Below are 15,822 nucleotides of genomic sequence, written 5' to 3'. Positions count from 1 at the left end.
GCCCGACCGGCAGCGCTCGGTGATCTTCGACCGCATCCACCGCTCGCCGCGCATTCCCGACCGCTATGCCGAGCGCCGCGCCGTCAGCAGATAGTTGAGGCTGGTGTCGTCCGAGAGGTGGAAGCCCGCCATCGGCGAGAAGCTGAGGCCGCGCAAGTCGGCGACCTCGAGGCCGGCACCGGCGAGCAGCCTGGTCAGCTCGTCCGGGGTGATGAACCTGGCATGGTCGTGCGTGCCGCGCGGGATCATGCCGAGCCCCTCGCCCACCGTGATCATCGCCAGGCGCGACAGCGGCGTGCGGTTGGGGGTGGAGAGGATCATGAGGCCGCCCGGCGCGAGCGCGGCGGCGAGACCGGCGACGAAGGCGGCGGGGTCCGTCACATGCTCGATCACCTCCATCGAGGTGACGAGGTCGTAGGTCCGGCCCCTGGCGACGGCCTCGAACTCGCCGGCCTGATAGTCGATCGCCAGCCCCGAGGCCGCGGCGTGCGCCCGCGCCGCGCCGATATTCTCGGGCGCGGCATCGACCCCGGTGACGCTCGCGCCGAGCCGGGCGAGCGGCTCGCACAACAGGCCCGCGCCGCAACCGACGTCGAGCGCGGTCTTGCCGGCGAGCGGGGTGAAGCCATTGGGGTCGCTTCCCCAATGCCCATCGACCGCCTCGCGGATATAGCGCAGCCGCGGCGGATTGAGGCGGTGGAGCATCGCCGAGGACCCCTTTGGGTTCCACCAGTCCGCCGCCAGCCGCCCGAAATGCTCAGCTTCACGCGGGTCAATGGTTGCTTTGCTTGTCATCGCCATCCCCCCCTCCTATCAGCGCGCCCACACCTACCCAAGGGGGCGAGACACAAATGGCGCGGATCGTGATGAAGTTCGGTGGCACGTCGATGGCGGGCATCGAGCGGATTCGCAACGTCGCCAATCGCGTCAAGGCCGAGTGGGAAGCGGGCAACCAGGTCGCGGTGGTCGTCTCGGCGATGGCCGGCGAGACCGACCGGCTGGTCGGCTTCTGCAAGGAAGCCTCGCCGCTCTACGACCTGCGCGAGTACGACGTGGTCGTGTCCTCGGGCGAGCAGGTGACCAGCGGGCTGCTGGCGATCGTGCTGCAGGCGATGGGCGTGCCCGCGCGCTCGTGGCTCGGCTGGCAGCTGCCGGTCCACACCAGCAGCGCGCACGCCAGCGCGCGGATCGGGACGATCGACACCGCCGAGCTCAACGCCAGCCTCGCCGACGGCAACGTCGCGGTGATCCCCGGCTTCCAGGGCCTGGCCGAGGACAATCGCGTGACCACGCTCGGCCGCGGCGGGTCGGACACCAGCGCGGTGGCGGTGGCGGCGGCGATGAAGGCCGACCGCTGCGACATCTACACCGACGTCGACGGGGTCTACACCACCGACCCGCGCATCGTGCCCAGGGCACGCAAGCTGACCAAGGTGACCTACGAGGAGATGCTGGAGCTGGCGAGCGTCGGGGCGAAGGTGCTCCAGACCCGCTCGGTCGGCCTGGCGATGAAGGAAGGCGTGCGCGTGCGCGTGCTTTCCTCGTTCGAGGATACGCATGACGAGATGGGCCATCGCGGCACGCTGATCGTCGGCGAAGAGGAGATTGACGACGTGGAACGCCAGCTGATCACCGGCATCGCGCACGACAAGAACGAGGCGAAGGTGACGCTCACCAACGTCCCCGACCGGCCGGGCGCGGTGGCGCACATCTTCGGCCCGCTGGCCGAGGCGGGGATCAACGTCGACATGATCGTGCAGAACGTGGCGCACGCCACCGGCTCGACCGACGTGACCTTCACCGTCCCGCGCGCCGAGCTGACGCGCGCGCTCGACGTGCTCGGCAAGGCCAAGGGCCCGATCGGCTATGACGAGCTGATCCACGACACCAAGATCGCCAAGATCAGCGTCGTCGGCGTAGGCATGCGCAGCCATGCCGGCGTCGCCGCGACGATGTTCGACACGCTGGGCGAGCGCCGCATCAACATCCTCGCCATCACCACCAGCGAGATCAAGGTTTCGGTGCTGATCCACGAGGACGAGACCGAGCTCGCGGTGCGCGTGCTGCACACGGCGTACGGGCTGGACGCGCCGGAGGACGAGGCGGCGTAAGCGCGCCTACTGCCCCATCAGATGCACCGCCACCCGCCGCCGATGGGCTGCGCGGCGATGCTCGAACAGATAGATGCCCTGCCACGTGCCGAGCACCGGCACGCCATTCGCGACGGGAATCGCCAGCGAGGTCGTAGTGATCGCGGCGCGCAGGTGCGCGGGCATGTCGTCCGGCCCTTCGTCGTCATGCTCATAGGCGTCGGATTCCGGCGCGAGGCGGGCGAGCCAGCGTTCGAGGTCGCGGCGTGCGGCCGGGGCGGCATTCTCCTGGATCAGCAGCGAGCAGCTGGTGTGGCGCACGAACAGGGTGAGCAGGCCGGTGGCGATGCCGGTGCCCGCGGCCCAGCGCAGCACAGCGGGGGTGAATTCGTGCAGCCCCTGCCCCGGAGTGCCGATGACGAGCTCGCCGATGTCCTGCCGCATATCATCTGCTTGCCTGAAACCGCTTCGCCCGGCTAGGCCCGCGCGCATGAGCATTGGTCAAGAGCGGCTTCAGCGCCGCATGGCGCGCGGCGTCGAGTTCCTCGGGTCCGAGACCGCGATCCTGTGCGGCGCGATGTCGTGGGTGAGCGAGCGCAACCTCGTCGCCGCGATCTCCAACGCCGGCGGCTTCGGGCTGATCGCGTGCGGGGCGATGACGCCCGAGCTGCTCGACGCCGAGATCGCCGGAACCAAGGCGCTGACGGACAAGCCGTTCGGCGTCAACCTGATCACCATGCATCCGCAGCTGTTCGAGCTGATCGACGTGTGCGCCAGGCACCAGGTCACGCACATCGTGCTGGCGGGCGGGCTGCCGCCGGCCGGCAGCCTCGACGCGATCAAGGGGAATGGCGCGAAGCTGATCTGCTTCGCGCCCGCGCTCAGCCTCGCCAAGAAGCTGATCCGCTCGGGCGTCGATGCGCTGGTGGTCGAGGGGATGGAGGCCGGCGGGCATATCGGGCCGGTCTCGACCAGCGTGCTCGCCCAGGAGATCCTGCCCGAGGTCGCCGAGCAGGTCCCGGTGTTCGTCGCCGGCGGGATCGGGCGCGGCGAGGCGATCGCCGGCTATCTCGACATGGGCGCGGCGGGCGTCCAGCTCGGCACGCGCTTCGCCTGCGCGAGCGAGAGCATCGCGCATGCCAATTTCAAGAAGGCGTTCTTCCGCGCCTCGGCCCGCGACGCGGTCGCCAGCGTGCAGATCGATCCGCGCCTGCCGGTGATCCCGGTGCGCGCGCTCAAGAATGCCGGGAGCGAGCTGTTCACCGCCAAGCAGCGCGAGGTGGCGCAGGCGCTGGACGACGGCGCGGTCGAGATGGCCGAGGCGCAGCTGCAGATCGAGCATTACTGGGCGGGCGCGCTGCGCCGCGCGGTGATCGACGGCGACATCGAGCATGGCAGCCTGATGGCGGGCCAGTCGGTGGGGATGGTGACCCGGGAGGAGCCGGTCGCCGAGATCATCGCCCAGCTGATGGCCGAAGCGGCGCACGCGCTGGAGAAGCGCGCCACGGCCTGAGGTTTCGTTACGTTGACGTAACAAGTGTTTGAAACCGCAGGGAAATTATCGTGCTTTGCGCGAGATTCACCTGATTTGTTAGCGGCCCGGCAGCCGCATCGGCGGACACTTGCCCGCGGGGAATCATCACCCGGGGGGCATCATGGAAAAGCTGTTCGTACGCGCTTGCGGCGCGGCATTTGCGCTGGCCGTCTCACCCGCATCGGCGCAGGTCGCGCCGCCGGCGCCGCCGCCGGGCGCGACCGCCCACGAGCGCATCCCGATCCGCGACGCGGCGGGGCGCTATCACACGCCCAATCTCGGCATCTCGCACGAGGAAGCGACCTGGCACGTGCGCGCCGCGCTCAACGTCGCCGCGCTGGGCTGCCGCGACGCGTACGAGGCGCAGCGGGTCGCCGCCTATAACGGCCTGCTGCGCGAGAAGCACGCGGTGCTCGCCGCGGCCGACGGCGCGGTGCGCGCCACCTATCGCGTGCGCTATGGCGCGCAGTGGCAGAACGAGCATGACGGGGCGATGACCCGGCTCTACAATTTCTTCGCGCAGCCGCCCGCGCAGCGCGCCTTCTGCGACGTCGCGCACCGCGTGCTGAGCGAGGCGACCTTGGTCGCCGAGGCCGAGTTCCCGGCCTTTGCCGCGACGGCGATCGCGCGGCTCGAGGCGCCGTTCACCGACTTCTATCGCGACTATGACGCCTATCGCCTGGCGCTGGCCGAATGGCGCGCGGGCCGGGTCGTCGTCGCGCCGGATGCGCCGGTCGTGGTGGCGGCGGTGATGCCGGGGGAAATCATACCCTGACGCCTGCGCGCCGCGATGGCGCCGGACGGCGCAATCTGTTAGCGCGATTCCATGCCCGTTTCCGCCGCCGCATCCGCCCGAGAGATCCTGACGCGGCTGCACGACGTGATGGCCTCGCGCGCGGCGGCGCAGGCCAAGCTCAACTCGGTCGTCAACATCATCGGCGAGGCGCTGGATAGCGAGGTCTGCTCGATCTACCTGCTGCGCGAGGGCGTGCTCGAGCTGTTCGCGACGCGCGGGCTGGCGCAGGAGGCGGTCCACGTCACCAAGCTCGCCCTGGGCGAGGGCCTGACCGGCACGATCGCGGCCAATGTCGAGACGTTGAACCTCGACGAGGCGGCGGCGCATCCCGACTTCGCCTATCGCCCCGAAACGGGCGAGGAGCGCTTCCACAGCTTCGCCGGCGTGCCGATCATCCGCAAGGAGCGCGCGGTGGGCGTGCTGGCGGTGCAGCATGCCGAGCCGCGCAAGTACGAAGAGGTCGAGATCGAGGCGCTGCAGACCGTGGCGATGGTGCTCAGCGAGCTGATCGCCAATGCCGGGCTGATCGACGCCGCGGGCGGCGGCGGATCGACCCGGCCCCAGTCCACCGCCACGGCGCGCGTGTCGGGCTTCAAGCTGGTCGAGGGGATGGCGGCGGGGGCCGCGGTGTTCCACCAGCCGCGCATCACCATCGAGCATACCGTCGCCGAGGACATCGAGGCCGAGCGCCACCGCGTCTATGCCGCCTTCGACAAGATGCGCGAGCAGATCGACCGCATGACCAGCCAGGCCGAGTTCGGCGTCGGCGGCGAGCATGAGGAGGTCCTCGAGACCTACAAGATGTTCGCCTATGACGAGGGCTGGTCGCGGCGCATCAACGAAGCGATCGACAGCGGCCTCACCGCCGAGGCGGCGATCGAGCGCGTCCAGCAGCGCACGCGGATGCGCATGCGGCAGATCGACGATCCGCTGCTGCGCGACCGCATGCACGACCTGGAGGACCTCTCCAACCGGCTGCTGCGCATCGTCTCGGGCCAGCTCGGCACCGCGGCGCAGCTAGGCCTGCGCCAGGACTCGATCCTGATCGCGCGCAACCTCGGTCCGGCCGAGCTGCTCGAGTACGACCGCCGGCGCCTCAAGGGCGTGGTGCTCGAGGAAGGCTCGCTCACCGCGCACGTGACCATCGTCGCGCGCGCGATGGGGGTACCGATGCTGGGCCGGGTCAGGGATATCCGCCGCCTGATCGCCGAGGGCGACCGGCTGCTGGTCGACGTGACCGAGGACACGCTGATCATCCGCCCGACCGCGGCGATGGAGGAGGCGTTCGACGCCAAGCTGCTGATCACCCAGAAGCGCCGCGCCGCCTTCGCCGCGCTCAAGGGCGAGGCGCCGGTGACCAAGGACGGGCATCGCGTCACGCTGATGGTCAATGCCGGCCTGCGCGACGACGTCGCCGCGCTCGACCTGACCGGCGCCGACGGCATCGGGCTGTTCCGCACCGAATTCCAGTTCCTCGTCTCCGCCACCCTGCCCCAGCGCGAGGGGCAGCGCCGCCTCTACCGCGACGTGCTCGATGCCGCGGGCGATCGGCCGGTGACGTTCCGCACCGTCGATATCGGCGGCGACAAGGCGCTCCCCTATCTCGACCATGACGAGAATGGCGACGAGGAGAACCCGGCGATGGGCTGGCGCGCGCTGCGCCTGGCGCTCGACCGCGAAGGCCTGATGAAGGTGCAGGCGCGCGCGCTGCTGGAGGCCGCCGCCGGGCGCACGCTCAACGTCATGTTCCCGATGGTCAGCGAGCCGTGGGAGTTCGATCAGGCGCGTGCGCTGTTCGAGAGCCAGCGCACCTGGCTGGAGGCGCGCGGACACAAGCTCCCGCTGCAGATCCGCTACGGCGCGATGCTCGAGGTGCCGGCGCTGGCCGAGGTGCTCGACCTGTTGCTGCCCAAGATCGATTTCCTCTCGGTCGGTACCAACGACTTGACCCAATTCCTGTTCGCCGCCGACCGCGCGCATCCCAAGCTCGCGGTGCGCTACGACTGGCTCTCCCCCTCGATCCTGCGCTTCCTGCGCCGCGTGACGCTCGAGGCCAACGCCGCGGGCGTGCCGCTCGCGGTGTGCGGCGAGATGGGCGGGCGCCCGCTCGAGGCGATGGCGCTGATCGGGCTCGGCATCGAGCGGCTGTCGATCACTCCCGCGGCGGTCGGGCCGATCAAGGCGATGCTGCGCACGCTCGACCGCGGTGCCCTGATCGGGGCGATGGCCGGCTTGCTCGCGCTGCCGCCGGACGACATGCGCGCCGCGCTGGAGGATTGGGCGCAGGCGCATGGAGTCGAGCTGGCCTGATTCGCGGCTATTTTCCGGCTGCCAGCGTTGACAGCGAAGGGCGGGTGGTGGACACCGCACCGCGGCTGCATCCCCCTGGCCTGACCCCCAGTGCGACCGGAGTGAATTGAATGGACGGCGAATCCGGCGAGAACCCGACGCTCTTCCCCGAGAAGGTCGGGGAGAAGCTGCGCGACGCGCGGATCGCGCAGGGATTGGAGCTGTCCGACGTCGCCGCGCGCACGCGCGTGCCGCTGCGCCATCTCCAGGCGATCGAGAATTCGGACTATTCGGGCCTGCCCTCGCCGACCTATGCGGTCGGCTTCGTCAAGGCCTATGCCCGCGCGGTCGGCGCCGACGAGGTCGCGCTGGCGCGCGAGTTGCGCAGCGAGACCGAGAGCCTGTTCGCCGCGCGCGAGGTCTATGAGAGCTACGATCCGCAGGACCCGGTGCGCGAGCCGCCGAGCGGGCTCGCCTGGGCCGGTGCGGTGATCGCGGCGCTGATCGTGGTCGCGGTGGGCATCTGGTACGGCACCGACCTGTTCCGCGGCAGCGGCGGCGAGCCCGAGCCGGCGCCGACCGAGACGCCGGCCGCCGCCGGCCCCGCAGCCTCGCCCTCGCCGACCCCGGCGCCGGCCAATGGCGGCCAGGTGACGCTGACCGCGACCCAGCCGGTCTGGCTCCGCATCTACGACGCCAGCGGCCAGCGGCTGTTCGAGAAGGAGATGGCGGTGGGCGAGCGCTATGACGTGCCCGCCAACGCCAATGGCCCGATGATCAATCTCGGCCGGCCCGAGGCGATCCGCGTGACGATCAACGGATCCGACGTCGCGCCGCTCGGCCAGCCCGGCCGCGCGATCAAGGACGTGCCGATCAGCGCCGAGGCGCTGCGCGCGCGCGGCACGGCGGGGGCGGGGGCCCCGAACGCCGGCGCCGCGCCGCGACCCGCGGCGCCTGCGGCATCGGGGCCTACCCGCGGTACCGATCCCGCCTTCCAGCCCGCCTTCGAACCCGAACCGTCTGCCGGAAACGCCACCATCCCTTAAGCGTGGCGACAGATTCGGCATATCATGTATAAGGCGTTGAGGATGTTTACGCCTGCGGGGACTTCGATGCGTTTGATTGCAACTTTGGCGGCGGTGGCCGCGCTTGCGGCGGCCATGCCGACGGCGGCGCAGACCGGCCGCGGCACAACTCAGGGCGGCGCGATCGAGGGCCGGGTCGACCGGCTCGAGCGCGAGATGCGCGCGGTGCAGCGCAAGGTCTTCCCGGGCGGCGCCGGCCAGACGATCGAGCCGCAGATCATCCCGCCGCAGCAGCCCCAGACCGCGCCCGGCCTGCCCGCGACCAGCGTGGTCGCCGACCTCAACGCCCGCGTCAGCGCGATGGAATCGCAGCTGTCGCAAATGACCGGGCAGATCGAGCAGAGCCAGTATCGCGTGCGCCAGCTCGAGGAGGCGTTCAACGCCTATAAGCGCTCGACCGACGCGCGCCTCAAGGTGCTCGAATCCGGCGCGGCGCCGGCCGAGACCGAGGAGCCGGTGACCGGCGCGACGCGGCCCGGACCCGCGCGCCCCGCGGTCGGCGGCCCGGCGACCCCGGCGGTGAGCGTCGAGCGGCCCAAGAGCGACGATCCCGCCGAGGACGGCTACGTCTACGGCTATCGCCTGTGGCAGGCGAAGCAGTATGACAAGGCAATCCCCGAGCTGCGCACCGTCGTCCAGAAATATCCCAAGCACCGCCGCGCCAGCTATTCGCAGAACCTGCTCGGCCGCGCGCTGCTCGACCAGGGCAAGCCGGCGCTCGCCGCGACCGCGTTCTTCGAGAGCTACCAGAAGATGCCGAACGGCGAGCGCGCGCCGGATTCGCTCTATTACCTCGCGCAAGCGCTGGTGAAGATGAAGAAGCCGGCGAGCGAGGTGTGCAAGGTCTATGACGAGCTCACGCAAGTCTATGGCGACCGCCTCTCCGAAGCGATGAAGATGGATGTCGCCACCGGCCGTTCCGCCAGCAAGTGCAAGTGAGCTGAAGCCGGTCGATCCCGAATGGGTCGAGCGGTTCCGGCGCGATTTCGACGCGCTGTGCGTGCGGGCCGTCGGCGGCGCGCTGGCGGATGACGCGCCGGTGGCGCTCGCCGTGTCCGGCGGGCCCGACAGCATGGCGATGCTGCTGCTCGCCGCCGCCGCCTTTCCCGGGCGGATCCTCGCCGCGACGGTCGATCACGGCCTGCGCCCCGAGGCGGCCGGGGAAGCAGCGATGGTGGCGGCGGTCTGCGCCGGCCTCGGCGTGCCGCACGAAACCCTCTCCCCGGAGGGACCGATTGCCGGCAGCAGCATTCAGAAACAGGCCCGCGAGGCGCGTTACGACACGCTCCTGTCATGGGCCGGGCGGTGCGGCGCCTATCCGCTGCTGACCGCGCATCATGCCGACGACCAGGCGGAAACGCTGCTCATGCGCCTCAACCGCGCGTCCGGCGTGGCCGGGCTGAGCGGGATCCGGCCGTGGCGCTTCGAGCGCGATGGCCTGCTGCTGCGGCCGTTGCTCGGCTGGCGCCGCGGCCGGTTGCGGATGATTGCCGAGGCCGCGGGCGTTCCCTGGGCGGACGACCCGTCCAACGAGGACCCGCGCCACGACCGCACGCGGTTCCGCGCCTTCCTGACGCACCAGACCCTGCTCGATCCCGCCGCGCTCGCGCAATCCGCCGCGCATATCGGGGAGAGCGAGGACGCGCTCGAAGCGTTGACGCGGATGTTCGAGGCGGAACGCTGGTCGCCGGGCAAGCGCCTGCTCCGCGCCGCCGACCTGCCGCGCGAGGTGCAGCGCCGGCTGGTGCGCCGTGCGGTGGCCGAGACGCGCGCGGCGCATGGCATCGCCGCGCCGGCCTTCTCCGATGCGGCCAATATCGAGCCGCTGCTCGACGCGCTGGCGGCCGGCCGGCCCGCCACCCAGGCCGGCGTGATGGTCACCCCCGAGCGCGACGGACGCTGGCGGTTCGCCCCGGCTCCGCCGCGCCGATCACACTGACCGACGCTGTTCCATTGCCATTAACCTGCCAGCCCCTATCTTATCGGGGAATCAAGGTACCGGAATCGAATGAACGACAACGACAAGCAGCAGGGCCCCGAGAATAACGGCAATCCCTGGATGAAGAGCCTGCTCATCTGGGTGGGCATCCTGGCCGCGCTCGCGCTGTTCGTGACGATGTTCGACACGCGCTCGAGCCAGACGGCCGGCAGCACGATCGCCTATTCGGAGTTCCTCGACAAGGTCGAGCAGGGCACCGTCAAGGACGTGAACGTCGCCGGCAACGTGATCACCGGCACGCTGACCAACGACAGCAAGTTCCGCACCAACGCCGTGCCCGATCCGCAGCTGATCCCGACGCTGCGCGCCAAGAACGTGACGATCAGCGCGCGGCCCGAGGAACAGCCCTCGGTGTGGCTGTACCTGCTCTACCAGTCGCTGCCGTTCCTGCTCTTCCTCGGCATCGCCTTCTTCGTGCTGCGCCAGATGCAGAAGGGCTCGGGCTCGGGTGCGATGGGCTTCGGCAAGTCGCGCGCGCGGCTGCTGACGCAGAAGGAAGGCAAGGTCACCTTCGACGACGTCGCCGGCATCGACGAGGCGCGCGAGGAGCTGCAGGAGATCGTCGAGTTCCTGAAGGACCCGACCAAGTTCGCCCGCCTCGGCGGCAAGATCCCCAAGGGCGCGCTGCTGGTCGGCTCGCCCGGCACCGGCAAGACGCTGCTCGCCCGCGCGATCGCGGGCGAGGCGGGCGTGCCGTTCTTCACCATCTCCGGCTCGGACTTCGTCGAGATGTTCGTCGGCGTCGGCGCGTCTCGCGTGCGCGACATGTTCGAGCAGGCCAAGAAGTCGGCGCCGTGCATCGTCTTCATCGACGAGATCGACGCGGTCGGCCGCCATCGCGGCGCCGGCCTCGGCAACGGCAATGACGAGCGCGAGCAGACGCTCAACCAGCTGCTGGTCGAGATGGACGGGTTCGAGGCGAACGAAGGCATCATCATCATCGCCGCGACCAACCGCCCCGACGTGCTCGACCCGGCGCTGCTGCGCCCGGGCCGCTTCGACCGCCAGGTCGTGGTGCCGCGCCCCGATATCGAGGGCCGCGTCAAGATCCTGCAGGTCCATATGAAGAAGGTGCCGCTGGCGCCCGACGTCGACGCGCGCACGATCGCGCGCGGCACGCCGGGCTTCTCGGGCGCCGACCTCGCCAACCTCGTTAACGAAGCCGCCTTGATGGCCGCGCGGAAAGGCAAGCGCCTGGTCGCGATGCAGGAGTTCGAGGAAGCCAAGGACAAGGTCATGATGGGCGCCGAGCGGCGCTCGATGGTGATGACCGACGACGAGAAGCGCATGACCGCCTATCACGAGGCCGGCCACGCCATCGTCTCGCTGCACGAGCCGGCATCGGACCCGATCCACAAGGCGACGATCATCCCGCGCGGCCGCGCGCTCGGCATGGTGATGCGCCTGCCCGAGCGGGACAGCTATTCGTACCACCGCGACAAGATGTACGCGAACCTCGCGGTGGCGATGGGCGGGCGCGTCGCCGAGGAGATCATCTTCGGCTACGACAAGGTCTCGTCGGGCGCGTCGGGCGACATCCAGTACGCCACCGGCCTCGCCCGCGACATGATCACGAAGTGGGGCATGTCGGACAAGGTCGGTCCGGTCGAATACGCCCAGCCCGAGGGCGAATCGTTCCTCGGCTATTCGGCGTCGCAGCCGCGGCACATGTCGAACGAGACTCAGCAACTGATCGACCATGAGATCAAGTCGACGGTCGAGGGCGGCCTCAAGCGCGCGCGCGAGGTGCTGACCGAACATCTCAACCAGCTCCACACGCTGGCCGGCGCGTTGCTCGAGTACGAGACGCTGTCGGGCGAGGAGATCAAGAAGCTGCTCGCCGACGGCGATATCGGGCGGCCCGATCCGTCGACGCTCAAGGGCCCGGTCGCGGCGGCGGGGACCTCGATCCCCAAGACGCGGCGGCCGAAGGGCCCGTTCGGCAGCCCGGCGCCCCAAGGAGCGTGATGGTGCGCGCGTAGCGCTCGCTACTTCGCTGAATCCGGTTCGGCCCGCGCGGTGAGCGCGGGCCGCATCGTTTTGGCGATGTCGATGTCGGGCTGCGCGACCAGCGCCTCGAGGAAGGCGATGCGGGCATCGCACTTCGCACGCAAGTCGCTGCCCCGCATCGCCGCCGCGAGGCGATCCGCCTTGGTGGCATGGCCAGTGGCCACGAGACGCAGCATCTCGTCCGCGGGGATCGCGCGGCCGCTCGCCCGGTCGAGCGCGTCCGCAGGCCTGCTGCCGGCGACCCTGAGCGCATGACGATAATGGCGCTCGCGCAGCTTTTCGCTGACGTCCGGCGTTTTACCCTCGCCGGTCGCGCAGGCCCGCACGTCGCGCGTGCGATACTCGCGCAGCGTGGCGAGGCGGATGTCCATCTCAGCGGCGAGCAACTCGGACGAGGCAACCGGCAAGCGCTCGCGATAGGCGGTGTTGACCAGCCGGTCGATCTCGCGCCCCGCCTCGGCGGCGGTCTTGGTGCCGTCCGCCTGCTGCTGACGGAGCAGCGCGATCGCCGAATGGAGCCCGGGATTGCCGGTCTTGAGCGCCGCGAAGCCCGGCTCGCGCTGCTCGAGCTGCTTCATCGGATCGCTGGGGACGGCGCCGCCGCGCTCGACCGGCGGGGTCGACAGGATCGCGGCGAACACCAGCATGATCCACAGCCCCCAGCGTGTCCAGGGCAGCACCGGTACCACCGGGCTGCCGTCGGCGACCTCGCGCACCGCGCCGAGCAGCACCATGCCGGCGATCGCGACCGCGCCCCATGGCACCAGCGGCTCGGGTGCGCCGGGCAGCTGGAAGCGGACGATGACCGACAGGATCAGCGTGATCGTGATCGCCAGCGCCGCCAGCGTCGGCCACCGCATGACCCGCCACAGCGCCGCCGCGAGCCCGGCGCTGCCCGAGAAGGCGATCAGCCCCGACGCGGCGGCGAACACGCTGAGCGCGAGCTTCTCCGGCCCCGACAGCGCGAAGAACGCGGCACCGCCGATCAGCGCGAGCACGGCGAACAGGAAGATCTTGTAGAGCGGGCTGCCGATCGCGGGCTCGCGGCCCGCGGTCACCGCCATCCAGCCGGTCGCGACCGCGCAGAGCGCCGCGACGATCCCCGCCGTCCAAGCGCCGGCCGGGAGCGCCACGAGCAGCAGCGCGGCGAACAGCCATGGCACCGGCCAGGCATCGGCGAGCCAGCCCGGCGCCTCGTCCGCCATCTCGCGCCGCTCGCGCCACGGCACCACGACGCGCAGCCGGACGACGGGAAAGGCGATCCCCGCGAGCAGCGCGGCGGCGGCGCCGCCCGCCCGCATCGCCAGCGTGTTGGCCGCCAGCGCGAGGAGCGCTGCGGCCAGGACGCCCGCGAGCATCGCGAGGAGATCGACGAACCCGAAGCGCGGCGCGTCGAGATGCGCGCGCCACCACGCCGCCGCATCGGGATCGAAGCTGTGCGCGATCCCCGGCGTCTGATAGTCGGCGAGATCGAACAATTGCCGCACCTGCGCGGCGATGCCCGGACGAAGCGCGCTGATCCGCCGCTGCCAGTCCGGCGCCTTGGCGCGAGTCAGCGCGTTCCACCCCGCCGACAGCGCATGGTCGCCGCGCCGCAGCGCCTGGATCACGCGCCACTCGTCGATCCGCGCGAGGATGCGCCATACCCCGTGCGGGTGATTGCCCTCGTCCTCCCAGCCGAACGCGTCGATCGCGCGGCGCAGCACCGGATCGCTGCGCGGGACGGTGTCGGCGAGCAGGTCGGCGAGCCAGTTCTCGACCGAATCGCGCACCGCGATCTCGATCAGCGCCGGCGCGGCGAGGATCGCGTCGAGCTGGGCCGTCAGCGCCGCGGCGTCGCGCTGCCACGGCCCGCGCAGCGCGGCATCGAGCGCGGCGGTGCGACGGCGCAGCTCCGCATGCTCGGCGGCACGCGCCTCGGCGAGCGGATCGGGTTCGGGCGGCGCGGGATCGAGCGCCGGCACCGGATCGGGCGCCCGGACCGGATCTGCGAAGTCGACGACGGCGAATGCGGGTTCTTCCGCCGCGGCGGCTTCCTCCGGTTCCTCCCAGTCGACGTCATACTCCACCCAGCGCAGCGCCGCCTCATAGGCTTCGCGCAACGCCATGAAACCCTGGGGATCGTCCTCGGGATTGGTGACGCGCAGCTTCCGGGCATAGGCGCGGCGGATCGTCGCGCGGTCGCTCTTGCGCGGAACACCGAGCACCTGCCACCAGCTCTTCACAGGAAGGTTTCACCTTCGAGCGTGTCGAGCGCCTGGTGCAGCTCCTTGCGCGCCGCTTCGATCGTGCGCGGGTCCTGGGTCTCGAGCGCGGCGCTGAAGCGGCCCAGCACCTCGCCCACCCAATAACGCTGCTCGCCAAGGAAATTCTCGAAGCATTTCTCGCCGCGCGCGATCGCCGCCTTGTTCTCCGCCTCGTCGCGTGGATGCACCTTGAGCGCCGCGAGCGACTTGCGCGCCTTCTCCAGCGCCTTCTCGTCGCCGGCCATGCCGTCGTTGATCGTCAGGCTCACCGTCTCGCCGGTCTGCGGGACGATGATGTCGACCTCGAGCAGCCCGCTGACGTCGTAGGAGAAGCGTACATCGACCTGCTGCCCCGCCGGCCCGCGCGACACGCGCACCGAGGTGCGGCCGATCTCGACATTGTCGCGGACCAGCCGCGCCTCACCCTGGAAGATGCCGAAATCGACCTTGGTCTGGTTGTCGTGCATCGTGCCGAAGCTGTGGATGCGGCTCGCCGGGATCACCGTGCCGCGCTCGATGATCGGGGCGAACAGCCCGTCCTCGATCCCGCCGCCGGGAAGCCGCCGCGAATGCTCGACGCCGAGCGAATAAGGGCAGACGTCGGTGACGACGACTTCCTTGAGCGCGACGTCGCGCGACTTGAGCCCGGCCTGCACCGCCGCGCCCAGGGCCACCGCCTCGTCGGGGTTGACCGTGGCGTTGGGGAAGCGGCCGAACATGCGCGTGACCGCGCTGCGCACCAGCGGCATGCGCGTCGCACCGCCGATCAGGATGATCTCGCTCAGTTCGGCGCTCTTGATCCCCGAATCGCGCATCGAGCGCAGCACCGGCTCGCGCAGGCGGTCGATCAGCGGCTTGGCCGCTTCCTCGAACGCCTGGGCGGTGACGGCGTGACGATACTCGACGTCGTTCCAGACGAGGCGCATCTCCGCCTCCGGCCCGCTGGACAGCGCCCGGCGCGCGCGCTCGGCGGCCTCGCGCAACTTCTGGTGGAGCGGATCCTCGCCGCGCCCCGCCTCGCCGAACGCCTCGGCATGGGCTTCGCGCATCAGCGTCACGAGCAGCTCGTTGAAATCCTCGCCGCCCAGGTGATTGTCGCCGGTCGAGGCGCGGACCTCGATGATCCCCTCGAAGATCTCGACGATCGACACGTCGAAGGTGCCGCCGCCGAGGTCGAACACCAGGAAACGCGATTCGTCCTCGAGCTGGTGAATCCCGTACGCCAGCGCGGCGGCGGTCGGCTCGTTGACCAGCCGCTCGACCTTGAGTCCGGCGAGTTCGCCCGCGCGATGCGTCGCCTTGCGCTGCTTGTCGTTGAAATAGGCGGGGACGGTGATCACCGCCTCGAGCACCTCCTCGCCGAGGAACGCCTCGGCATCGGCCTTGAGGCTGCGCAGCACCAGCGCGGAGAGCTCCTCGGGGGTGAACTCGCGCTTGCCGAGCCGCGCGGTGCGGCGCGTGCCCATATAGCGCTTGAACGCGGTGGCGGTGACCTCGGGGTGGCTCGCCATGCGCTCGCGCGCGGCGAGGCCGGTGATCACCTCGCCATCGTCGCCGATGCTCACCGCGCTCGGCGTCAGCACATGCCCGAGCCGGTTGGGCACGAGCACCGCCTCCCCGTCGCGCCAGACCGCCGCGGCACTGTTCGTGGTGCCGAGGTCGATGCCGATGATCATGCCGTTACCCCCGTAGAATCGGCGCGACTTTAGCGGGCCGCGCGCCGCTGTGAAGCGGGCGAGTTCACCCGGCGTTCAAGCTCGCGCATATTAGCTG

The 15,822-nt window shown here is 70.4% G+C and carries 12 protein-coding genes; 8 read left to right on the top strand and 4 right to left on the bottom strand.

All coding sequences use genetic code 11. The features are described 5' to 3' along the window. Window positions 1-63 precede the first annotated feature (63 nt). Window positions 64-801: a bifunctional 2-polyprenyl-6-hydroxyphenol methylase/3-demethylubiquinol 3-O-methyltransferase UbiG gene (gene ubiG, locus ACO227_RS07970; RefSeq protein WP_423606704.1), complete on the bottom strand. Its 738-nt coding sequence runs from the start codon at window positions 799-801 to the stop codon at window positions 64-66. A 50-nt stretch (window positions 802-851) separates the two neighbouring features. Here ubiG and ACO227_RS07965 point away from each other — a divergent pair, with 50 nt between their 5' ends. After that, complete coding sequence (locus ACO227_RS07965) at window positions 852-2,111, top strand: aspartate kinase (RefSeq protein WP_423606703.1); 1,260 nt, start codon at window positions 852-854, stop codon at window positions 2,109-2,111. A 6-nt stretch (window positions 2,112-2,117) separates the two neighbouring features. Here ACO227_RS07965 and ACO227_RS07960 read toward each other — a convergent pair whose 3' ends face one another. After that, window positions 2,118-2,534, bottom strand: coding sequence for a secondary thiamine-phosphate synthase enzyme YjbQ (locus tag ACO227_RS07960; protein ID WP_423606701.1), 417 nt, complete (start codon window positions 2,532-2,534; stop codon window positions 2,118-2,120). A 46-nt stretch (window positions 2,535-2,580) separates the two neighbouring features. Between ACO227_RS07960 and ACO227_RS07955 the strand changes: the two genes are divergently transcribed. The 7 genes from ACO227_RS07955 (at window position 2,581) to ftsH (ending at window position 11,761) form a co-directional block, all read left to right on the top strand. Continuing rightward, window positions 2,581-3,603 (top strand): NAD(P)H-dependent flavin oxidoreductase, encoded by a 1,023-nt coding sequence (locus ACO227_RS07955; RefSeq protein ID WP_423606699.1) that lies wholly within the window; start codon window positions 2,581-2,583, stop codon window positions 3,601-3,603. A 142-nt stretch (window positions 3,604-3,745) separates the two neighbouring features. After that, on the top strand, window positions 3,746-4,399 hold the full coding sequence (locus tag ACO227_RS07950; RefSeq protein ID WP_423606698.1) for a hypothetical protein: 654 nt from the start codon (window positions 3,746-3,748) through the stop codon (window positions 4,397-4,399). A 51-nt stretch (window positions 4,400-4,450) separates the two neighbouring features. Next, on the top strand, window positions 4,451-6,730 hold the full coding sequence (ptsP, locus tag ACO227_RS07945; RefSeq protein ID WP_423606697.1) for a phosphoenolpyruvate--protein phosphotransferase: 2,280 nt from the start codon (window positions 4,451-4,453) through the stop codon (window positions 6,728-6,730). A gap of 110 nt (window positions 6,731-6,840) precedes the next feature. Further along, window positions 6,841-7,755, top strand: coding sequence for a helix-turn-helix domain-containing protein (locus tag ACO227_RS07940; RefSeq protein WP_423606695.1), 915 nt, complete (start codon window positions 6,841-6,843; stop codon window positions 7,753-7,755). Between the two features lie 66 nt (window positions 7,756-7,821). Continuing rightward, a complete protein-coding gene (locus ACO227_RS07935; RefSeq protein ID WP_423606693.1) occupies window positions 7,822-8,733 on the top strand; it encodes a tetratricopeptide repeat protein in 912 nt (303 codons plus the stop codon). Beyond that, window positions 8,696-9,733 (top strand): tRNA lysidine(34) synthetase TilS, encoded by a 1,038-nt coding sequence (tilS, locus tag ACO227_RS07930; RefSeq protein WP_423606692.1) that lies wholly within the window; start codon window positions 8,696-8,698, stop codon window positions 9,731-9,733. The genes ACO227_RS07935 and tilS overlap by 38 nt, the downstream gene beginning before the upstream one ends. A gap of 69 nt (window positions 9,734-9,802) precedes the next feature. Then, window positions 9,803-11,761: an ATP-dependent zinc metalloprotease FtsH gene (ftsH, locus tag ACO227_RS07925; RefSeq protein ID WP_423606691.1), complete on the top strand. Its 1,959-nt coding sequence runs from the start codon at window positions 9,803-9,805 to the stop codon at window positions 11,759-11,761. Between the two features lie 20 nt (window positions 11,762-11,781). Here ftsH and ACO227_RS07920 read toward each other — a convergent pair whose 3' ends face one another. Together ACO227_RS07920 and ACO227_RS07915 are read right to left on the bottom strand one after the other, a co-directional pair. Further along, window positions 11,782-14,028, bottom strand: coding sequence for a hypothetical protein (locus ACO227_RS07920; protein ID WP_423606689.1), 2,247 nt, complete (start codon window positions 14,026-14,028; stop codon window positions 11,782-11,784). Next, complete coding sequence (locus ACO227_RS07915) at window positions 14,025-15,725, bottom strand: Hsp70 family protein (protein ID WP_423606687.1); 1,701 nt, start codon at window positions 15,723-15,725, stop codon at window positions 14,025-14,027. Before ACO227_RS07915 ends, ACO227_RS07920 begins: the two co-directional genes overlap by 4 nt. Window positions 15,726-15,822 lie beyond the last annotated feature (97 nt).

Source organism: Sphingomonas sp. MS122 (assembly GCF_049532975.1).
GTDB lineage: Bacteria > Pseudomonadota > Alphaproteobacteria > Sphingomonadales > Sphingomonadaceae > Sphingomonas.
The sequence above is the reverse complement of the archived record's forward strand: the minus strand, read 5'-3'. Positions and strand labels throughout refer to the sequence as shown.